A 20,267-nucleotide genomic window follows, 5' to 3' on the forward strand; every position below is an offset into this window, starting at 1 on the left:
CCGGACGGCGAAGCCGATCCGGGATCCAGGATAGACCCCGGTCTTCGCTTCGCGAAACCGGGGAGCGTCGGAGAGAGATGATTGAAACACCCCCACCCCGGCCGGCTGGCTGACGCTCAGCCTCCCGGCCCTCCCCGCAGAGGGGGAGGGCGGAATCAAGGATGCTCCTCAGGACAGTCTGAAACTGGAATCCGACCTCAACAACGGCCTGTCCTGAGACATCTGCCCTTATCCCTTCTCCCCTTCTTGAAGGGGTTTCATGCCGGACGACGAAACGCTCCAGTGGAGCGTTTCGCGGCATGAAAGGTGCCCGTCAGGGCGGATGTGGGGTTCGGCTCCGAAATCAGGTTTGGGCGAATACCCCCTCACCCCTGACCCCTCTCCCCCAAATGGGGGCGAGGGGAAGGCCCCGGCGACCCCGTCTCCCCCAAAATTCCCAGCCCCTTGCCACGGTTTCGCCGCATCGAATTCTAGATAAACCGTCATGAAGCCCGTCTACGGACCCTTCCAGCGCTCGCCGAAAGGTGAAACGCCGCGCACCCCGCCTCCGGCAAGACCGAAGCGCCAGCCTCCGCGCCGCGGCCCGACTGGCTGGCCGCTCTGGGCCGAGATCACCGCGCGCGCCGGGATTCTGTTGCTGGGGGCGTTCGGCATCGGCGCCATTCTGCAGCATATCGACGCCCAGCCCGAGGGCCGGAAGCCGTGGGGCCAGGCCGATCTCGAAGAGCCGGGCCTCCACCTCTTTACCTCGACGCATCTGCGCGCCCTGCGCGGCAATGCCGACGCCTGCCTCGCCGCACTCGACGGATCGGACATGCAATTCACCCGCGCCGGACCCTCCACCGCCTCCACCCCGGCCTGTCACTGGCAGGCGGGCGTGCGGATCGAACAGTCGAATGTCGGCTATGCCAACCCGGTACCGGACGTCGCCTCCTGCGCGCTGGCCGCGACGCTCTATGTCTGGGAGCGCGAAATCCTCCAGCCTGCTGCGCAAGACCACCTCGGCAGCGAGGTCACCGAAATCCTGCACTACGGCACCTTCTCCTGCCGCCGGGTCAATGGTGCGCAATCGGGCAGCTGGTCGGAACATGCCGGCGCCAACGCGATCGACGTGTCGGGCTTCCGCCTCGCCGACGGCCGCGTGATCGAGGTGACGGACTGGGACGCGGGCGGCGCGGCATCGGCATTCCTGCGCGAGGTTCGCGACGTGTCGTGCCAGCTTTTCACCGGCGTGCTCGGCCCGGACTACAACGCCGCCCACCACGACCACTTCCACCTCGACATGGGCTCCTGGCAGATCTGCCGGTAGGCCTCTCCCCCTCACCCGGCGCTTGCCCCGCCTTCGCGGGGCCAGGCGCGCCACCCTCTCCCTCAAATGCGGGCGAAGGGAAGGGGCGCGACCGCCGCGACAACCCCCATTCCCCTGAGACGCGATTTGTCTTCGTTCCGTCACCGCCGCCATGTTAACCATAAGGCGGTGAGGGGGTATCGCGTGCAGTTGATGTATGTGGACGAGTCGGGCGATGCAGGGCGCGAACCGGGTTCGACGCCGGTCTTCGTGCTGGCCGGCCTGATCACGCCCGCCAATCGCTGGAACGAGACCGAGAAGCGCCTGATCGATATGCGCCGCGATCTTGGCGCGCAATACGGGCTGAAACCCAATGACGAGCTGCGCGGCTCGGCCATTCTGCGCTCCGGCCCGGGCAATCACGCCCGCCGCGTCGCGCTGATCCAGTCGACGCTGGAACGCCTCGGCAAGATGCCGCACATGAAAATCCTCCTGACCGTGGTCCGGAAGGCCAAGCTGCCGCCGGAAACCGACGTCTTCCGCGCCGGCTGGTCGGCACATCTGGGGCGCTTCGACGGCTATCTGAACACGCTCAATCGCGGCCGCGCGCCGGAAACCGGCATTCCCGGCTTCATCGTCTCGGACGACACCCATGGCGGCCAGCTCGACAAGCTGGTGCGCGGCCTCCGCCGCGAACGCCCGGTGCGCATCACGAAGGGCTGGTGGCTGTGGCGCAAGAGCGAGATCGAGAACCGGCCGCTGAAATACGTCATCGAACAGCCCCAGCGCCGGGATTCGAAATCCTCGCTGCTGATCCAGGCCGCGGATCTGTGCGCCTATGCCGTCTACCAGCGCGAAAAGCCCCACGGCGCCGTTCTGGAGCAGAAGGCGAACGAGAGCTTCCTCAAAGCCCTTGGCCCCAATATCGACCGCATCGGCGGCACCGATTCCGACGGCGTGTTTGTCATTGAGAACAGCTAGAACTTACTCGACCGGCCGGTGCGTTGACGCGCTTTCCGAATTATGCCCTGAGAAGCTTATAAACACACAAATTATTGAATTTAATAGGATTTATAGCCATTTGTGCGAATCACTTTTATACGTTATAAAAATGATGCGGACCAAAACCAGAACGTACGGTACAAGTCTCTGATTCGCAGAATCATTTGATCCTTATAGTGGAAGAAAAATGCGGCCACTCCAACTCACTCCGGATGTGGAAAACCACCTTTCTGATGTTGTTCGCGATATGGCGCCCGAGAACTTCAGAAAGTGGTTGGAAATCGGCTTGGATCTGCCTAACGGTGAATATCCTCACTGGGAACGGGTAAAGCGCCTCACTCCCCCCACCGGTCTACAGCCACTTGAGTACTGGTTGGCGATAAAGTCTGCACGTCTTCGTGCACAACGCCGTGTTCCACTTAAACAAAAATCAGGCGCGCCGTTCTTTTTTACAGAACCGAGCGTCGTTCGAGCCTTGTTATCAGAGCTCGATCTGAACGCGGGTGGTTCCGTCTCTCTTAGGGGGGAGAATTTGAACCAAGCCGATCAGGACCGGTATCTCGCTAGGTCATTATTTGAGGAACCGTTTTCGAGCTCCGTTCTCGAAGGTGCTGCCACCACACGACAAGTGGCAAAAAAAATGATCGAAGAAGACCGAGCGCCAAGAACACGCGACGAGCGTATGATACTAAATAATTTTCTTGCGATGCGATATGTAAAGGAAATAAAAGATCAAGATTTAACACCAGATATCGTTATTAATATACATAGAATAGTAACTGAAGGAACCCTCGATAACCCCGACCAATGCGGGCGATTAAGGCTGAATAATGAATCAGTCACGGTGTCGGATGACACAACAGGTGAAATTCTACACCTGCCTCCGGCAGCAGAAGAACTCCAAAGTCGACTCGAGGCGCTGTGTCAGTTTGCAAATGAGCCAATTGACCGGACAAACTTTGTACACCCAATTATCAAGGCAATAATTTTGCATTTCATGCTTGGGTACGACCATCCATTCGCCGACGGAAATGGCCGGACGGCACGTGCCCTATTTTATTGGTATGTTGTAAAATCAAAATACTGGATTCTTGAATACATTTCGATATCTAAAGTTATAATGGGTGCGCCAATACAGTATGGGAACGCGTTTCTTTACACAGAAAGCGATCATGGCGATCTAACTTATTTTATTATACACCAGCTCAAAGTTATAGAGAAATCTATAAATGAATTGCATGAGCATCTCGCAGAAACAAAGAGAAAAATAAGAGAGTTTTCAAAGGCGCTTAACTCAGAAGAACTAAATCATCGCCAATCTTTTATTCTAAATGACGCGGCGAGAGGGCGATTAAGGGCGATTGAGATCGTAACGCACCAAAAGAACCAAAAAGTATCATATCTAACGGCTCGAAACGATCTCGAAGGCCTCGTCGATTCTGGTTACTTCGTAAAGTCGAAATCTGGCCGTAAAAGCATCTACCGGCCTAAGGCAAATCTCATCGAACGCCTTACCGCAGAAAAAAAATAAAACGGGCGGCCCGAGGATCATCCAAGAGGCCGCCCGCTGTTTGATGCAAACCTGAACCGGGTCGCGCCCGGGTTGGCTCACGAGACTGAGTTTACCACGCCCGCCCCGTGACCGGAAGCATCTCTATTCGGGTTTGCGATACACCAGCACGAAGCGGTCGGTCTGGCGGCGGATCGCCGGGTCGAACACGTTCAGCGTCCGGTCGTCATCCGCATTGGCCAGGATGTCGGCCTCGCCCTGCAGCTCGAAACCGGCGGCCTCGACCTGCTGGCGCACGAAGGCCTCGTCGATCCGGTGCAGGCTTTCGAGGTCTTCAAGGCCCGACCCGTCGCGCGCGGCGTGATCGATGATCACATAGACCCCGCCGGGGCGCAGCCCGTCATAGATGGCCTGGTTCATCGCGGCGAGATCCTCGCCCTCTTCCAGAACCACGTCGTGGTAGAGCAGGACGATGAAGACCGCGTCGAGCGGCGTCTCCATGCCGTCGAGCGGCGCGGTATCGCTGGTGACGTGGGTGGTGACGTTGGAATGCCCGGCTTCGAGCGCGTCCATCGCATTCACGACATTGGGGTAGCGTTCGACGATCCAGTCGTAATTCTGCGAATGGACATGGCCCTCCGCGCCAACCGCGGCTGACAGGACGCGGGAATAATACCCGCCGCCCGCGCCCAGATCGGCGACCTGCCAGCCCGGCTCCAGCCCGGCAAAGGCGAGGATTTCGGCCGGATGGCGCATTGCGTCGAGCTCGACATCGCCTTCCGGGCGGTCGGCATTGGCCAGGCGCTCGGCCAGCGTCAGCGGCGCCGGCTCGGGCGCGGCGGTCTCTTCCGTCATCGCCGCGTCTTCCGGCATCGCCGCCGTGTCGGCAGCGTCCTCGGCCGGCGAACAGGCGGCCAGCGCGGCGAGCATCGCCGCCGCCGAAATCGTCGTGAAAAGCGTCTTCATGGAATTCCCCTTCATCCGCGGTCCGTCATGGCGGACCCGGCCAAGGGGGACCATGCGCTGAATCCCGCACCCGTCCAAGCCGGTCACGAAGAATTCAACGCGCGTGAAGGGTCAGGCGAGCAGCTTCCGGACCCGTTCGGTCAGCTTGTCGGCGGGCTCGTTGACCACGTCCGCATTGACCATGTGCTCGGTGATTGCCCCGGCATGACCCAGATGATCGCGCAGAATGCCCAGCGCCCGGTCCGGCGCGAAGATAACCAGCCGGTCGATCTTCTTCTTGTAGGCGGCATCGCTCAGCGACTCGCCCAAATCCTTCAGGAAGCGTGCCTCCTCGCGCTGATGGGCGTCATCCTGTTCCATTGCGGATCGGTGCGAACCTCCGTCGCTGCGCCGGCCCGGCTTGTCGGTGAAGATCTCGCGGTTGGGCGGCACGACCGGGTCGTCGCTCTCGACCAGACGCAGGTCCGGCAGATCGTCGAAACCGTTATTGCGATAGATCAGCGCCTTGCCGCCATCGGCGGCGATGATCCACAGTTCGCGGTCGGGTCCGGTCATGGTCGTCTCTCCTGTGTACCAGGGCGTCGCCCTGCGTGTGATGTCGCGATCGAAACCGCCGCCGGCAAGGCTTGCGCTTGCGCGGCACGCTGACGCAGGCTTAAGCCGGTATGTCGTTTGCGCCGCCGAAGGATCGCCCATGCAACTCGCCCTGTCATCCTGGCCCGAAGTCGAGGCCTATCTGGCCCGCTCCACCGGCATCGTCATTCCGATCGGCTCGATGGAACAGCACGGGCCGAACGGCCTGATCGGCACCGACACGCTCTGCCCCAACATCATCGCCCGGGAAGCGGCCGATGAGGCGGGCTTCCTCCTGGCGCCGCCCTTCAATGTGGGAAATGCCCAGCACCATCTGGGGTTCCCCGGCACCATCACCTTGCGGCCCTCGACCCTGATCGCGGCGATGCAGGACTGGATCAGCTCGCTGGTGCGTCACGGCTTCCGCGACCTCTATTTCCTCAACGGTCATGGCGGGAATATCGCACCGGTCACGACGGCCTTCTCGGAATACTATGCCGCCTGGTCGCTGCGCGGCGAACCCTGCCCGGTGCGGCTGAAACTGCAGAACTGGTGGGAATTGCCCGGCGTGATGGCGCTGTGCCGGGAGATCTTCCCTGTCGGCGAGGGCATGCACGCCACCGCCTCGGAAGTCTCTGTGACCTATTACGGCTATCCGGGCAGCGTGAAACGCGTCGAGATGACGCCGAAGATCGCCCCCATCGCCGGCTTCACCGATGCCGCCGACTACCGCGCCAACTTCCCGGACGGGCGGATCGGCTCCGACCCGTCACAGGCGACGCCGGACAAGGGCGCGCGCATCGTCGCGGCGGCGAAAACCGCCCTGATCTCGGAAGTCTCGGCCTTCTTCGGCGCCAATGACAGGCTTGAGGCCCATGGCTGAGCCGCCCATCTCCGACGCGGCGGTGAAGAAAACCACCGGCAAGGGCTGGACCGAGTGGCGCACCGCGCTCGACCTCTGGGCCACCGAATTGCCGCACAAGGACATCGCCCGCCGCGTGAAGGACCAGTACGGCCTGTCCGGCTGGTGGGCGCAGGCCGTGACCGGCGGCTGGGAGATCATGACCGGGCGGCGCGACGCGCATGAAATGCCGCAGGGCTTTCAGGCCACCGCCTCGAAGACGATCGCCGCCGACGAGCCCTTGGTCCGCGCGGCCATCGTCGAGCCGTCCGTGTTTTCCGGCTGGGCCCCCGCGGGCGGGCTCGAAATCACAACGGAGAATCCCGGCAAGCCGGTCAATGCGCGATGGCTGGGACCCGAAGGTGGCCGTGTCGTCTTCCGCCTGACCGCTGCGGGCGACAAGACCCAGCTGGCTGTCGACCATGAACGCCTTTCCGACGGCGACACCTGCGAACGGATGAAGACGGCCTGGCGCGCCGCGCTCGCAGCCCTCAAGGCAAGGCTGGAAGCGTAGGCCATTCCTCGTCCCTGCGGCCCGTCAAAACCGAGTTGGGAACGGCAACCCAAGCTCTTGTTTGAATCGAGAAAACCGTCAGACCGCGTAGACTCTTTTGTCCCTGACATCCACTGACACAGGCGTCAGGCCGGAAGACCCGGCTGGCCCGCCCGCGCACGCCCCGGATAGGATGTCGAACACCGCACCATGGGCCGGGCAGATCAGCGTGTCGCCGCCATGGGCGAAGACCTTTCCGTTCGGCAGGTTCAGTGGTCGTCCGGCATGCGGGCAGATATTGAGATAGGCCCGCACCTCGCCGTCGCGGCAGGCGAGGATGATCGGCGCTTCGGCCCAGTTGGCGATAATGCCGCCGGGATCGGGGATCCCCTCGACCTCGCCAAGCAGGGTTCCGGGCGGCGGCAGGATCATTTGGAGTCCGGTGCCCCGACCACCCATTTGAACGCATCGATCTCGACCCGTTCGAACAGGCCGGCTTTCTGGTAGGGGTCGCCGGTCAGCCAGTCGCGCAGCTGCGCCTCGCTGTCGGCTTCGAAGATCAGCAGCGAACCGCGCATCTGCCCTTCGCCATCGGTCAGCGGTCCGGCGATGTGCAGCCTCACCGGCCCGCCCTTCACGAAGGCGAGGTGCGCCTCCCGGTTCGCCATGCGGACATCAAGGCTTCCGGGGCGGTCGAACCCGCGGACGACGAAATACATCCTATTCCCCTTCCACCGTGAACGGCCGGTTCAGCAGCATCTCCATCGCGTCATCGACCGAGACATCGCCGCTCAGGATCGCCGCGATCGCCTCGCAGATCGGCATGCGCACCCCGGCCCGGTGGCTCAGTTCGACGACGGCGGGCGCGGTGGCCACGCCTTCGGTCACCGCCTTGCGCTCGCCCATGATGTCAGCCAGCGCCCGTCCCTCTCCAAGCGCGACACCGCACGACATGTTCCTTGACTGGGTGGACGAACAGGTCAGGACGAGGTCGCCCAGCCCGCACAGGCCCGACAGCGTCTCGCGCTCCGCCCCCATTGCCACGGCCAGGCGCGTCATCTCCGCGAAGCCGCGTGCGATCAGTGCGGCATGGGCGGATTTACCGAGCCCCTTGCCCTCGGAAATGCCGCAGGCAATAGCCAGCACATTCTTCACTGAGCCGCCAATCTCCGCCCCGATCAGATCACCCGACCAGTAGGGCCGGAAGCGCGGCGTGCCGATCGCGTTCATCAGGGCTGTGCCGAGCGATTTGTGCCGTGTCGCCAGCGTCACCGCCGTGGGCAGCCCTTTGGCCACGTCGATTGCGAAGCTGGGGCCCGACAGGACGGCGGGGATGGCGGACGGGATTTCCTCGTCCAGCACATCGGTCATCAGTTTCAGCGTGCCGCGCTCGATGCCCTTGGAGCAGAGCAGGACCGGCGTCGCCTCGCGGCAGTGCGGCGCGAAGGCTTTCAGTACCGGGCGCATGTGCTGGGCCGGGGCGACGGCGAGGATGGCGTCGCAATCGGCCAGGTCGGCGATCTGGTTCGTGGCGCGGATCGATTCGCTGAGCCGGACACCGGGCAGGAAGACCGAATTCTCCCGGTCCGAATTGATTGACTTCGCAACCTCCGGCTCGACGCACCACAAAATCACGTCCCGGCCGGCCTTTGCGGCCGTTTCGGCCAGCGCCGTGCCCCAGGCGCCGCCGCCGATCACTCCGATGGACTGGTATCCGCTCATGCCTTGGGTCCCTTGCGTCCGGCACCGACGATCGGCGACAGCGTCGCCGCATCCGCGTCCAAAGGCCAGCGCGCGCGCGCCGGCGCGTCGAGGCCGTCGGTCTCGCCGCGCGCCAGATGTTCCGCTCCGGCCAGCGCGATCATCGCCGCATTGTCGGTGCACCATTTCGAAGGCGGATGGATCAGCCGGAAGCCCTGCCGTTCCGCCGCGGATTTCAGCGCTGCGCGGACCTCGGAATTCGCCGCCACCCCGCCGGCCACGACCAGCGGCATCGGGTGCTCCAGATGCGGGAAGGCTTCGGCGAACACCGCCATCGCCCGCTCGGTGCGTTTCGCCAGGTGGGAGGCGATGGCCGATTGGGCCGCCGCGGCGAGATCCGCCTTGTCCTGATCGTCCGGCTCCGGGATCGAATCCCAGGCCTCGCGCACCGCCGTCTTGAGGCCGGCGAAGGAAAAGTCGCAGCCTGCCCGCCTTTGCAGCGGTTCGGGCAGGTCGAACCGGTGGGCATCGCCGGTCCGGGCGGCGCGCTCCACGGCCGGCCCGCCGGGAAAGCCCAGCCCCATGACCTTGGCCGACTTGTCGAACGCTTCGCCCGCCGCGTCGTCCAGCGTCGAGCCGAGCCGCCGATAGCGGCCGAAATCTTCCACCGAGATCAGTTGGGTATGCCCGCCGGACACCAGCAGCAGCAGCCAGGGGAAATCGAGCGGCTCGACCAGCCGCGGCGACAGGGCATGGCCTTCGAGGTGATTGACCGCGATCAGAGGCTTGCCCGCGCCCAGCGCCAGCCCCTTGGCGGTCATCAGCGCTGCCATCACCCCGCCGATCAGGCCGGGCCCGGACGTAGCCGCAATCCCGTCCATGTCAGCAAGTGTCAGTCCTGAGGCCTGCAAGGCTTGCCGGGCCAGCCCGTCAATCGCTTCGGCATGGGCCCGGGCTGCGATTTCCGGCACCACGCCGCCAAAGGGCGCATGCGCAGCCTCCTGCCCCAGCACGATATCGCTCAGCACCTCCACCCGCCCGTCGCCATGCCGGCGCAGCACGGCGGCCGCCGTCTCGTCGCAGCTCGATTCCAGACCCAGAACGGTCAGCGTGCGCGCTTGCGCGGATGCGGGGGGCGGGGATAAGTCCATAACGGACTGTTCGATACTCCCATGCCGGGCGAAAGCGCAATGACACGATGACTGTTCTGCCCATCGCCACCCGCGAATCCCCGCTCGCCCTTGCCCAGGCCCGCATGGTCCAGCGCCTGTTGGCAGACGCGCATGGCGTCGCCGACCGGGACGCGGCCTTCCCCATTGTCGGGCTGACGACGACCGGCGACCGTCTGACCGACCGAAAGCTGATCGATGCCGGCGGGAAGGGCCTGTTCACCAAGGAGATCGACGAGGCGCTTTTCGAACACCGCGCCGCCATCGCCGTCCATTCCATGAAGGACGTGCCGACCCGCATGCCGGACGGGCTGGCTCTGGCGGCTTTTCTTGAACGCGAGGACCCGCGCGACGTGCTGCTGACCGCGTCCGGCTCGTCGCGCATCGCCGACCTGCCGCAGGGCGCCATTCTCGGAACCGCCAGCCTCAGGCGGCAGGCGCAGGCGCTGCACCTGCGCCCCGACCTCGAAATCGTCACCCTGCGCGGCAATGTCGACACGCGGCTCGGCAAGCTGCGCTCCGGTGAGGTCGCCGCGACCTTCCTCGCCCGGGCCGGCCTCAAACGCCTCGGCCGCGCCGAAGCAGACCTCGATCCGCTGGATACGAACGAAATGCTGCCGGCCGTGGCGCAGGGCATTATCGGCCTCTCCATCCGCGAGGACGATGACGCCGCGCGCGACGCGGTCGCCCCGCTCGACCATCTGCCCTCCAGCCTCGCCGCGACGGCGGAGCGCGCCTTCCTCTCTGCGCTCGACGGATCCTGCCGCACGCCGATTGCCGCGTACGCCGTGCTCGAAGGCCGGGAAATGACGATAAGGGGCGAGGCACTGACCCCGGACGGCAAGCAGCGCTGGGCCGACCGCGTGACGATCACGCTGGGCCCGAATGCACCGGAAACAGCCTTCAATGCCGGCTACGCGCTGGGCGAGACTGTGAAAGAGGCCGGAGGCGAGGCCCTCGCCGCGGCGGTGGCGGCGTCATGAAAGTCCTTGTCACCCGCGCCGAACCGGGGGCCGGCCGCACCGCAGACGCGCTTCGCGAGCGCGGACTGACGCCCGTCATCGCGCCGATGTTGACCATAAGGCCCTCCACTGACATCGCACTCGACCTCTCTGGCGTACAGGCGCTCGCCTTCACCAGCGCCAATGGCGTGCGCGCCTGGGCCAATGCCCGCTCCGAACGCGCCCTGCCGGCGCTGTGCGTCGGCGATGCGACGGCTGCGGCGGCGCGCGAGGCTGGATTCGAGAACACGCTGTCCGCTGGCGGCGATGTCGGCGACCTGATCCAGATGATAAGCAAGCGCATGAACAAGGCGGCGGGCCGCATCGTCCATGTGCGCGGCAGCCATGTGACCGGCGATCTCGCCGGCAGCCTGCGCGCGGCGGGTTTCGCCGCCGAAGAAGCCGCCGCCTATGAGGCCGTCTCCGCAGACCGCCTGCCCGATGCCGCCCGTGAAGCGCTGGAACGCAAGCAGCTTTCCCTCGTCCTCTTCCATTCCTCGCGGGCCGCGGCCGCCTTCACGGCGCTGGTCGACGATGCTGACCTCACCGGCCGGCTCTCCTATCTCATCGCGGTGACGATTTCCGGTCAGGCGGCCGAAAGCCTGATCCGGTCGGATTGGCTGGCGGTGAAGATCGCCGACACGCCGGACGAGGCTGCGCTCCTCGACCGCGTTGGCGCGGCCCGTCTCGATCCCTAGACTGTCTGGCCCTAGACTGAATCTGAAGCGACGAATCGCTGAAGCGGAGCCTTCATGAGCAAGACGGACAAGGACGCCGAACCGGTCGATGCCGAGTTCAAGGACGTGTCCGACAGCGACGCGCCGTCCCGAAAGGGTGGCGGCCTGCTGGGCGGTTTGGTCCTGTTCGTGCTGGCCACGCTGGCTGGCGGCGCGCTCGGCGCCTGGGGCGCGCAATTCCTCGCCCCGGCCGGTACCGAATATGACGATACCGGCCTGCGCGCCTCGATCGAGGCCGTCGAAACCCGGCTGAGCGAACTGGAAGCAGCCGAGCCGGACGTCACGCGCGCCACGATCTCGGCGCTCGAGGACCGGATCGAGGCACTGGAATCCGCTGAACCCTCTGAAGCGGGACAGGATCCCGAAGCCCTGACCGCGCTGGAAACCCGCATCGCGGCGCTGGAAAACGCCGAACCGGCCGAAGCCGGCGCCGATCCCGCGCTCGCCGCCCGGCTGGGCCGGCTCGAATCGCAGGCCGAGCGCGCCGAAACGCTTGCCAATCAGGCCCTTGACCGGCCTGCCGGAACCGATAGCGCCGCCCTCGACCAGTTGCAGGCCCGGGTCGCCGCGCTGGAAACCGCTGAATCGCCCGCCTCGGTCGAAGCCCCGGACCTGTCGGGCCTCGAAGCCCGGCTCGCCGCGCTCGAGACCGCCGATCCCGCCATCAGCGAGGAACGTATCGAAGCGCTGGAAACCCGCCTCGCCGCCGCCGAACAGGCCGCCACGGCGGCGGGCAGCGCGACCGACGAAACCGCTTCGGCCCGCTCACTGGCCGCGCGGACGCTGGCGCTGATCGCGCTCGCCGAGATCGCCGAAACCGAAGACAGTTTCGAGGCCGAGCGCGCCGCGCTCGCCCGGCTCTGGCCCGGCCGCGAGGAATTGGCCGCCCTGCGCCCGCTCGCCCGCGCCGGCGTGCCGACCCGCGCCATTCTCGCCGAGACCTTCCCGGCGGACGCCATCCGCAATGCGGCCGGCCGCCAGACCGTCTTTTTCGGCCTGATCGAGGTCCAGCGCACCGGCGAAGCCGCTGAGGGCGATAGTCCGCAGGCGCTCACCCGCCTCGCCGAAGCCCGCCTCGCGCGCGGCGATCTCGAAGGCGCGGTCGCCGCCGTTTCGCGTCTTGAAGGCGATCCATCCGAAGCCGCGCAAAGCTGGCTCCTCGGCGCGGAAGCCCGCCTCACCGTCGAAGACAGCCTCGATGCCTTGCGCGCGGAACTCGCCCGCCAGGCCGGCCTGGAGGAATGACGCCATGATCCGCCTCATCCTCGTCATCGCCGCCATCGTCTTCGCCTGCGTTATCACGGCGATCGTCACACTCAATCCCGGCACCGCCTCGTTCGAATTCTTCGGCCTCGCCGTGGAAACCAGCTTCGCGCTCGCCTTCGGCGTCTTCCTGCTCTTCACCTTCCTGATGCTGGTCTTCTGGTGGTTGGTCTACATCGCCTGGACCGCGCCCGAGAAACTCCGACGCTTCTCGCTCAGGCGCCGCCGCGAGCGCGGCTTCAACGCGCTGGAACGCGCGCTGATTGCCTCCGCCGCGGGGGAGGGCGAGGTTGCGGTGCGTCAGGCCGCCCGCGCCGACGCCCTGCTCGACCGGCCCGCCCTGTCGCGCCTGCTCGCCGCCCGCGCGGCGGAAGCCGCCGGAAACCTGCCCGGCGCGGAAGCCCATTACGAAGCGATGCTGGAAGACCCCAAGACGCGGCTCGTCGCCCGCCGGGGCCTCGCCCAGATCGCGCATGAGCGCGGCGAACACACCGCCACCGCAGAGCATGCCCAGATTGCTTTCGCCGAGTCGAAGACCGCCCGCTGGGCCTTTGCCGCCCTGTTCGACGCCCAGGTGGCGCAGGGCGACTGGGAAGCGGCGATGGCGACCCTCGCCGAGGGCGAGAAGCGCCGTCAGATCGAGCCCGACCGCGCCCGCCGCCGCCGCGCCGTCCTGCTGACCGCCGCCGCGCTGGGCCGTGAAGACACCGACCGGACGAGGGCGGCCACCCTCGCTGAACTCGCGGCCCAGACCGCGCCGGGCTTTGCCCCGGCTGCCGTACTCGCCGCCCGGCTTCTGGGGCCGGCGCGCAAGCACAAGAAGGCGGAAACGCTTCTGAAAGCCGCCTGGTCCGCTGCGCCGCACCCGGCCATTGCCCGGGCGCTTGCCGACCTCCGCAAGTCGGACACCAGGGCCAAGCGCGCCGAACGCCTGCGCGAACTCGCCGCCCTGCGCCCCGAACACCGCGAAAGCCGGATCCTCCTGATCGAGGCGGCGATCGAAGACGGCGAAACCGGCCTCGCCCGTGCCATCCTCGAACCGCTGCTGGAAATGGGCACGCCGACGGCGCGCCTGTCAGCCCTCGCCTCGCGCCTCGCCCAGATCGAGGGTGACGAACGCGAGGCCCGCCGCTGGATGACGCGCGCCAGCCACGCGCCGGGCGAAGCCGACTGGTCGGACATCGACGCCGAGGGCCGCGCCTTCCCCTATTCGCCCGACGACTGGAAGCGCATGGTCTACACGTTCGGCGACGAGGGCCGCCTCCTGCACCCGCGCCATGAGCGCTACGAGATCGCTGCCGGCGCGGTGCCGGAAACCGCCCTGCTCGACGCGCCGAAACCGGCCCGGGCGAAGCGCGAAAGCGGGGACAAGTCGGTCTACACCGCGCCGCGCATGCCCGATGATCCCGGCGTAGATGACGATGATGCCTCCGGAGACGGCGATGATGACGGCGAAGATGATCTGGATCGCATCGCCGGGCGGGGCACAAGGTGAAGACGATTCTCGTTGCGGTTTCAGGGGGTTCGGCGTCCGGAAAGACAACGCTCGCCGAAGCGGTGCGGCGCGGGCTCGAACCGGTCGAGACCCGGCTTATCCGCGAGGACGAATACTATGTCGACAGCAGCGAAATCCCCGGATTCGACCCGCTGCGCTTCAATTTCGACGATGTCAGCGCCCATGACCACGCCCTCCTGGCGCGGCATCTGTCCGCGCTGAAGAAGGGCAAGGGCGTCGACGCCCCGCTCTATGATTTCGTCACCCATTCCCGGTCGAAACAGACCCGGCACCTGTCCCCGGCTGAGGTCGTCATCGTGGAAGGCATCCACGTCCTGTCCGATCCGGACCTGATGGCGCTCTACGACCTCACCGTCTATGTCGATGCGCCCTCCGACGTGCGCCTCGCCCGTCGCATTCTGCGCGATGTCCGCGAGCGGGGGCGGAGCGTGGAATCTGTGGTCATTCAATACCTTCGCACCGTCCGCCCGATGCATCTGAAATACACCGAACCGGCGAAGGCGATCGCCGATATCGTCGTCAATAACGATGCCGCCGCGGCCGATCCGGAACTCGAGGCCCTGCGCCCCTCCTTCGACCTGCTTGCCCGCCCGGTGATCGAGCGGATCAGGGCGTTGCGTTCGGGTCAATGAGGCCGTTCGGCCAGATCCAGTATTCCTTGTCGAACCCCGCCTCGAACTCCCGCCGGGCCACGCATTCAAGCGTCCCTTTGTAGATCCGGAACTCGCTCCAACGCAGCGGGAAGTCGATCCAGCTCGCATCGACGCGCGGCCAGTCGCGGAGCGGGCCGAATTCCTCTTCCGAGACAAGATGATAAACCCCGAGGAAGGCGCGATTATACCCGCCGATGACGGCGTTCGCAGCCGGAGCCAGCGATCCGCCGGGGAAGATCATTCCCCACTGGATCAGCGATACCAGCAGCATCGACGCGACCAGCCCGCCCTGAACGATTCGCAGGGTCACCGGAACGCGGACGGCCTTTTGCCGGACGATATCGACCAGCCACCAGACCGCCAGCGCGGCGGCCACCGCGCTCATCGTCTGCAACAGCGAAGTCCGCGAATGCAGCCCGGCGGTTCAGAATGCGAAATAGGTCTCGCACTGCAGGGTGATGGCGGTGAAAATCTGGATCAGGGCCCAGTAAAAGCCTGTCGCCATCAGGATCACGATGGCGCCGAGACCGGCCGAGCGGGCCGATTTCGCCCTTGTGGCAGGCCGTTGCCGCTGTCTGCGAAATCCGCGCTTTGCCATATTGCCCCCCGGGGGTTTCGCCGCTAGTTTCCGCGCCCGCACGGAAGGGGCTGTCGATCCGCCCCCGACGTCTGGCAGGCCGCTTTAGCTCAGCTGGTAGAGCACATCATTCGTAATGATGGGGTCGCGTGTTCGAGTCACGCAAGCGGCACCACTTCCCGACAGACGCCTTTGATCACACCGCCCGGGCCTCCCGGAGCGCGGCATTTTTGCGCGCCCGTTCGAATTCGTGAAAGAAATCGGTCCACGGAGTGCTAGGCTGATGTCATGCGCTGGCCGAGGCGATCCTTGTCGCTGGCGCCCGTCTCGGGGAGGAGACGACCATGAACACACACACCCTCTTGAAAGCAGCATTTTGCGCCGGGGCAATGGCCGTGATGGCTATGCCCGCGGCCCACGCCCAGGACTGGACGCTGAACCCGACCTATGGCTCGGTCAGCCTCAATAACGGTTTCACGCCGGATCCCTACCGGGTCAATCTCAGCTCCGGCGGACCGATCAATGTCTCGAACTCGATCGGGGGCAATTGCCGCGGCTATGTCGCCAATGCTCCGGATTTCCGGCTGAACTATTCGGCGGGCAGCTGGCCGCTGATCTTTACGGTCGAGTCCGGCGCCGACACCACGCTCGTGATCAATGGCCCCGACGGGCTCTGGTATTGCGACGATGATGGCGGCGAGGGTTTGAACCCGCGCCTCGAGTGGGGCAGCCCGCCTTCGGGCCAGTACGACATCTATGTCGGCACCTACGGCAGCGCGACACTGCAGCCGTCCACGCTGATCATCACCGAACTGGGTTCCAGCCAGGTGCCGGCGCCCACGGGCCCGGACTGGTCCATGACCCCGACCTATGGCTCGGTCACGCTGCGCGCCGGCTTCACGCCCGACCCGCACAATGTCTCGATCCGTTCGGGGGGGCCCTATGACGCCTCGACCGCGATCAGCTCGTCCTGCCGCGGCTATATCGCCCAGGCGCCGGACTACCGGCTCAACTACACGGCAGGCAGCTGGCCGCTGATCCTGTCGGTCAATTCGAGCGCCGACACGACCCTCGTGGTCAACGGACCGGATGGCCTCTGGTATTGTGACGATGACGGTGGTGAGGGCCTCAACCCCTCACTGCGCTGGAATGCGCCGCCTTCGGGTCAGTACGACATCTATGTCGGGACCTATGGCAGCACGACGACCCAGCCGGCGACGCTGTCGATTTCGGAAATCAGCAGCAACTAGGCGTCCGACTCAACTGTGATTCGGCAGGCGGGCGGTCCAGGGGGCCGCCCGTTTTGCATTTGTGATCAGCACATGCCGGGTCGCTGCGCGGGGCCACGCGCGCAGACTTACTCTCACCGCCGAGCGCGGGGAGTTTCTGCGACTCCCATCCGACGAACCAGGGTGAAGTGTGGAACACGCCCGCCCGCGCACACGTTGTCCCTGCGCAAACTGAAAGGAGACTGACCATGAAAACGCTCCTCATCGGCACATCAGCAGCCATCGTGATGTCCGCAGCCGCTTCGGCGCAACTCGGAGAGGTGACCGGCCAGGTCCAGGGTCAGGTCGACGGCACGCTGGATCCGCAATTGCAGGACACGATGGATCTCGACGCTGATCTCGGCGCGGACGCGGATGCGCGCGTCGATACCCGGTCGGGTCTGCGCGTCGACACCGCGCTGGTAAACGATCTCGATTCGCGCTTGCGCGCCCATGACCGGACCAGTGCGGAGGCGCGCCTGAGCGCGGAGCTCGCGGCCAACGCCTCGGCCTATGTGCCGGCGGCGCATGGCCCGTCGGTGTCGGGGCGCTCGTCCTACTCCGGCAGGTCCATGACGCAATCGCGCATGGGCAACGACCATGCCGAGATCCGCGTCTATAGCCGTGACGGCTACCACATCGGCCATGTCGACCGCTTCAGCGCCTCGAGCGATGGGGCGATCTGGGTCGACCCGGTCGAGGTCTCGGCATCCGAGCGCTTCGCCCTCGACCCCGACGATGCCGCATTCGACAGTGCCGCCAACGCCGTGGTTGCCGACATGACCCGCGCGCAATTCAACGCCGCGGCCACGACAGGGTAGGCCTCGCCACGGCCTCTTGCATGCGGACGGTGTTCATGCGTCCACTCGGGACATGACACCGTCCGCTTCGTGTCGGATCCGCATGGCATCGGGTGCCGACCTCGAGACAATCGACGCATTGGAGGCGGCGAGCTTCGAGGCCGACCGTTTTCCGCGCCGCAATCTCCGCCGCATGCTGGCGGGAGGCCGGACGGTCTTTCTGCTCGCCGAAACCGGCAACCACCCCGCAGGCTATCTTGCGCTCAGCTTCCGAAGGGGGGCGCGCACCGGCCGGCTCTACTCCCTTGCGATCGCGCCTCAGGCCCGCGGACACGGCGTCGGCGCAGCCCTGATCGCCCGCGCCATCGAGGAGGCAGCGTGCCGGGGCCTTCGGTCGGTCCGGCTTGAGGTCCGCGAATCCAACATCGCTGCGCAGAAGCTTTACCTGCGTTGCGGTTTCACCTTGCGCGGACGCCGGGAAAGCTATTACGGGGATGGCGAAGCGGCCCTTCTCTACGAGGCTCCGGTCGCTCGCAGCGCAATGGAAGGCGCAACTCTTTGAGCGACTGGCTCATTCTTGTCGAAGCCGCGGGCGACCTCGCCCAGCATGAGACGCCGCACAAGGTGATGCGGTTGCGCGATTATATCGCCAATCCGAAACTGTTCACCGGCAGGCGGCCGAATGTCGTCAATCTGGCGCGTTCCTACGGCTATCAGTCCGAGGGGTATTACGCCTCCTTGCTGGCCGAGGCGCGCGGCCACAGGGTCATGCCGACCGTCCAGTCGATCACCGAGCTGTCGCGCAAGACGCTCTACGCCCAGGCGCTTCCCGAACTGAATGCCGCCCTGGTGAAGGATCTCGAAGGCCAGCGCCCGGAGGCCGCCTCTCTCGTGTTCGCGCTTGGCCGGTCAACCCATCCCAGGCTCGGGAAATTCGCCAAGCTGCTGCTCGACTGGTTCCGCGTGCCGGTGCTCGAAGTGACGCTCGCCCCGCAGAAATTCGAGATCGAACGCATTCGCTCGCTGCCGGTCCAGACGCTGAAAGGCGACACCCGGGCCTTCTTCCTCGACAGTCTCGAAACCCATACCCGCCGCGCCTGGATCGCGCCCAAGGAAAAGGCACAGGCCCGCTGGTCGCTTGCCGTCCTGCTGGATCCCGAGGAGCGCACGCCGCCGTCCAGCCAGGCCTCCATGAAACGCCTCGCCTCGGTTGCCGCGAAAATGGGGGTCGAGGTCGAACCCATCGGCCCGGGTGATCTCGCCAGCCTGGCCGAGTACGACGCGCTTTTCATCCGGTCGACGACGGCGATCGACAATTACACATACCGCTTCGCCCGGCGCGCCGAACAGGAAGGCATGCCGGTGATCGACGATACGGTTTCGATGCTGCGCTGTACCAACAAGGTGTTTCTGAAGGAATTGCTGGAACTGGCGGGCGTGCCGGGTCCGCGCACCGAGGTGATTGCCGAGAAGGCGTCGCTTGACGGCCTCCTCGACCGGCTCGGCTCGCCCGTCGTCCTGAAGGCCCCCGATGGCAGCTTTTCGCGTTCCGTGTTCAAGGTCTCGACCGAGGCGGAACTGAAGGAACGGGCGAAACAGCTGTTCGAAGACACCGCCCTGATCATCGCCCAGGAATACATGCCAACGACCTATGACTGGCGGGTCGGTGTGCTGGGCGGCCAGGCGCTGTTCGCCTGCAAGTACAAGATGGCGCGCGGGCATTGGCAGATCATCAAGCATGGCGAGGGCGGCCGCATCACCGAGGGCGGCTCTGAAACCCTGCCCGTCGACCAGGCACCGCCCGCCGTGATCGAGACCGCGCTGAAGGCAGCCCGCCTGATTGGCGACGGCCTCTACGGAATCGACCTGAAGGAGAATGATCGCGGCGTCTTCGTCATCGAGATCAATGACAATCCCAATCTCGATACCGATGTCGAAGGTGCGGTGTTGAAAGACGCCCTCTGGGCGGCGCTGATCGACTGGTTCTCGCAGCGGCTTGAGCGCCGGATGGGGGCGTCGGCTTCCCGCAAGGCGAGAAATCTTTCCCCCGCGGGTTGAACGGATTTCCGTTAACCTTGATTTGAGGTAGTCTCCGCGCGACAGGGGAGATGCGTGATGCGTCGCCGGACAAGGGAAATCCTGACGGCGGGGATGATCGCGATGGGGGGCATCGCGTTCGGACTCGTCAGTCCCGCCAGCCCGCTCGACCAATGGGATTCGTCCGCAGCGGTCGTGGCCGGCATGCATGCCGAACGCCCCGCCATATTGTCCGACGAAACCCGCCGCAGCCTGGCCGGCCTGACCACAAGGCGCGCGACTGCCATCACCACGACCATGACCTTCGCCGTGCCGGGTCTGCCCGAAGGCGCAAACCTGATCGTCGAACAGCAGCGCGTGACCGGTCTCGACGGGGAACACAATGCGATCCGGGTGGCCGCGCCACTCACCGCGACCATTCCCCCGGATGAGTTCGAACTCGCGATCACGCCGCACGCGGTCATCGAACCGACTCCCGAAGGCACACAGGCGCGTTTCGGTGCCGACTTCACGCTGGGCGACGGCTCCATGCCCGACCATGGCTGGTTCCTGTTCGCGGCGGCCGAGCGCCACGCCCTTTTCCTCGAACCGGGACGGATCCGCCAGCCGGTCAGCGCGCTCGATCTGCAGCCCTATGCGCCGATCGGATCGGCACAGGCGGGCATTGCCTATCGTATCCGGCCGAACATGGACCTGGCTCTGACCTGGGTGGAACGCGACTGGGCCTATCGCTACGGCCCGTCGAAATGGGAAGCCGACGAGGACTATATTGCCGCCAGCTTCGCCATGACCTGGTAGGCCTGAACACGGAA

The 20,267-nt window shown here is 65.5% G+C and carries 23 protein-coding genes and 1 tRNA gene; 16 read left to right on the plus strand and 8 right to left on the minus strand.

Annotated elements, in window-relative coordinates; translation table 11 throughout:
• Positions 1-484 precede the first annotated feature (484 nt).
• From ACFOOR_RS08640 to ACFOOR_RS08650, 3 genes are all read left to right on the plus strand, one after another.
• Positions 485-1,309, plus strand: a complete 825-nt coding sequence (locus ACFOOR_RS08640) for an extensin-like domain-containing protein (RefSeq protein WP_343164488.1) — start codon at positions 485-487, stop codon at positions 1,307-1,309.
• Between the two features lie 192 nt (positions 1,310-1,501).
• Positions 1,502-2,269 (plus strand): DUF3800 domain-containing protein, encoded by a 768-nt coding sequence (locus tag ACFOOR_RS08645; protein WP_343164632.1) that lies wholly within the window; start codon positions 1,502-1,504, stop codon positions 2,267-2,269.
• Between the two features lie 208 nt (positions 2,270-2,477).
• On the plus strand, positions 2,478-3,821 hold the full coding sequence (locus tag ACFOOR_RS08650) for a Fic family protein (protein WP_343164489.1): 1,344 nt from the start codon (positions 2,478-2,480) through the stop codon (positions 3,819-3,821).
• A 123-nt stretch (positions 3,822-3,944) separates the two neighbouring features.
• On the opposite strand, the gene ACFOOR_RS08655 is transcribed toward ACFOOR_RS08650, so the two are convergent.
• A complete protein-coding gene (locus ACFOOR_RS08655; protein WP_343164490.1) occupies positions 3,945-4,766 on the minus strand; it encodes a class I SAM-dependent methyltransferase in 822 nt (273 codons plus the stop codon).
• A 111-nt stretch (positions 4,767-4,877) separates the two neighbouring features.
• The gene (locus ACFOOR_RS08660) at positions 4,878-5,321 is read right to left on the minus strand and encodes a host attachment family protein (RefSeq protein WP_343164491.1); all 444 of its coding nucleotides are present in this window, start codon (positions 5,319-5,321) and stop codon (positions 4,878-4,880) included.
• A gap of 139 nt (positions 5,322-5,460) precedes the next feature.
• Between ACFOOR_RS08660 and ACFOOR_RS08665 the strand changes: the two genes are divergently transcribed.
• Together ACFOOR_RS08665 and ACFOOR_RS08670 are read left to right on the plus strand one after the other, a co-directional pair.
• Positions 5,461-6,222: a creatininase family protein gene (locus ACFOOR_RS08665; protein ID WP_343164492.1), complete on the plus strand. Its 762-nt coding sequence runs from the start codon at positions 5,461-5,463 to the stop codon at positions 6,220-6,222.
• Positions 6,215-6,754: a hypothetical protein gene (locus tag ACFOOR_RS08670; RefSeq protein ID WP_343164493.1), complete on the plus strand. Its 540-nt coding sequence runs from the start codon at positions 6,215-6,217 to the stop codon at positions 6,752-6,754. Before ACFOOR_RS08665 ends, ACFOOR_RS08670 begins: the two co-directional genes overlap by 8 nt.
• Positions 6,755-6,832: 78 nt before the next feature.
• Here the strand turns inward: ACFOOR_RS08670 and ACFOOR_RS08675 are convergent, their stop codons facing one another.
• Genes ACFOOR_RS08675 through tsaD form a run of 4 tightly spaced genes read right to left on the minus strand, consistent with a single transcriptional unit; the run spans position 6,833 to position 9,585 of the window.
• The gene (locus ACFOOR_RS08675) at positions 6,833-7,165 is read right to left on the minus strand and encodes a Rieske (2Fe-2S) protein (protein ID WP_343164494.1); all 333 of its coding nucleotides are present in this window, start codon (positions 7,163-7,165) and stop codon (positions 6,833-6,835) included.
• Complete coding sequence (locus ACFOOR_RS08680; RefSeq protein ID WP_343164495.1) at positions 7,162-7,452, minus strand: YciI family protein; 291 nt, start codon at positions 7,450-7,452, stop codon at positions 7,162-7,164. The genes ACFOOR_RS08675 and ACFOOR_RS08680 overlap by 4 nt, the downstream gene beginning before the upstream one ends.
• Position 7,453: 1 nt before the next feature.
• Positions 7,454-8,455 (minus strand): NAD(P)H-dependent glycerol-3-phosphate dehydrogenase, encoded by a 1,002-nt coding sequence (locus ACFOOR_RS08685; RefSeq protein ID WP_343164496.1) that lies wholly within the window; start codon positions 8,453-8,455, stop codon positions 7,454-7,456.
• The gene (tsaD, locus tag ACFOOR_RS08690) at positions 8,452-9,585 is read right to left on the minus strand and encodes a tRNA (adenosine(37)-N6)-threonylcarbamoyltransferase complex transferase subunit TsaD (RefSeq protein WP_343164497.1); all 1,134 of its coding nucleotides are present in this window, start codon (positions 9,583-9,585) and stop codon (positions 8,452-8,454) included. The genes ACFOOR_RS08685 and tsaD overlap by 4 nt, the downstream gene beginning before the upstream one ends.
• A 47-nt stretch (positions 9,586-9,632) precedes the next feature.
• On the opposite strand from tsaD, the gene hemC reads away from it, so the two are divergent.
• From hemC to udk, 5 genes are read left to right on the plus strand one after another with little or no spacing between them, the layout of a single operon-like run.
• Positions 9,633-10,586: a hydroxymethylbilane synthase gene (gene hemC, locus ACFOOR_RS08695; protein WP_343164498.1), complete on the plus strand. Its 954-nt coding sequence runs from the start codon at positions 9,633-9,635 to the stop codon at positions 10,584-10,586.
• Complete coding sequence (locus tag ACFOOR_RS08700) at positions 10,583-11,302, plus strand: uroporphyrinogen-III synthase (protein ID WP_343164499.1); 720 nt, start codon at positions 10,583-10,585, stop codon at positions 11,300-11,302. Before hemC ends, ACFOOR_RS08700 begins: the two co-directional genes overlap by 4 nt.
• A gap of 54 nt (positions 11,303-11,356) precedes the next feature.
• On the plus strand, positions 11,357-12,586 hold the full coding sequence (locus ACFOOR_RS08705) for a COG4223 family protein (RefSeq protein ID WP_343164500.1): 1,230 nt from the start codon (positions 11,357-11,359) through the stop codon (positions 12,584-12,586).
• A 4-nt stretch (positions 12,587-12,590) separates the two neighbouring features.
• Positions 12,591-14,099, plus strand: a complete 1,509-nt coding sequence (locus ACFOOR_RS08710; RefSeq protein ID WP_343164501.1) for a heme biosynthesis protein HemY — start codon at positions 12,591-12,593, stop codon at positions 14,097-14,099.
• Positions 14,096-14,752, plus strand: coding sequence for a uridine kinase (gene udk, locus ACFOOR_RS08715; protein ID WP_343164502.1), 657 nt, complete (start codon positions 14,096-14,098; stop codon positions 14,750-14,752). Before ACFOOR_RS08710 ends, udk begins: the two co-directional genes overlap by 4 nt.
• Here udk and ACFOOR_RS08720 read toward each other — a convergent pair.
• Entirely contained in the window at positions 14,727-15,167 is a 441-nt protein-coding gene (locus ACFOOR_RS08720) for a hypothetical protein (protein WP_343164503.1), read from the minus strand. The genes udk and ACFOOR_RS08720 overlap by 26 nt on opposite strands.
• 30 nt (positions 15,168-15,197) lie before the next feature.
• Positions 15,198-15,371: a hypothetical protein gene (locus ACFOOR_RS08725; protein ID WP_343164504.1), complete on the minus strand. Its 174-nt coding sequence runs from the start codon at positions 15,369-15,371 to the stop codon at positions 15,198-15,200.
• A 78-nt stretch (positions 15,372-15,449) separates the two neighbouring features.
• On the opposite strand from ACFOOR_RS08725, the gene ACFOOR_RS08730 reads away from it, so the two are divergent.
• From ACFOOR_RS08730 to ACFOOR_RS08755, 6 genes are all read left to right on the plus strand, one after another.
• Positions 15,450-15,525 (plus strand) — tRNA-Thr (locus ACFOOR_RS08730).
• 169 nt (positions 15,526-15,694) lie between these two features.
• Entirely contained in the window at positions 15,695-16,600 is a 906-nt protein-coding gene (locus tag ACFOOR_RS08735) for a peptidase (RefSeq protein WP_343164505.1), read from the plus strand.
• A gap of 227 nt (positions 16,601-16,827) precedes the next feature.
• Positions 16,828-17,439: a hypothetical protein gene (locus tag ACFOOR_RS08740; protein ID WP_343164506.1), complete on the plus strand. Its 612-nt coding sequence runs from the start codon at positions 16,828-16,830 to the stop codon at positions 17,437-17,439.
• A 52-nt stretch (positions 17,440-17,491) separates the two neighbouring features.
• Positions 17,492-17,980, plus strand: coding sequence for a ribosomal protein S18-alanine N-acetyltransferase (gene rimI / locus ACFOOR_RS08745; RefSeq protein WP_380214306.1), 489 nt, complete (start codon positions 17,492-17,494; stop codon positions 17,978-17,980).
• Positions 17,977-19,476 carry a RimK family protein gene (locus ACFOOR_RS08750; protein ID WP_343164508.1) on the plus strand — a complete coding sequence of 500 codons (1,500 nt, stop codon included), beginning with the start codon at positions 17,977-17,979 and terminating at the stop codon, positions 19,474-19,476. Before rimI ends, ACFOOR_RS08750 begins: the two co-directional genes overlap by 4 nt.
• A 57-nt stretch (positions 19,477-19,533) precedes the next feature.
• On the plus strand, positions 19,534-20,253 hold the full coding sequence (locus ACFOOR_RS08755; RefSeq protein ID WP_343164509.1) for a hypothetical protein: 720 nt from the start codon (positions 19,534-19,536) through the stop codon (positions 20,251-20,253).
• Positions 20,254-20,267: the final 14 nt, after the last annotated feature.

The organism is Hyphobacterium vulgare (assembly GCF_042643335.1).
Lineage (GTDB): Bacteria > Pseudomonadota > Alphaproteobacteria > Caulobacterales > Maricaulaceae > Hyphobacterium > Hyphobacterium vulgare.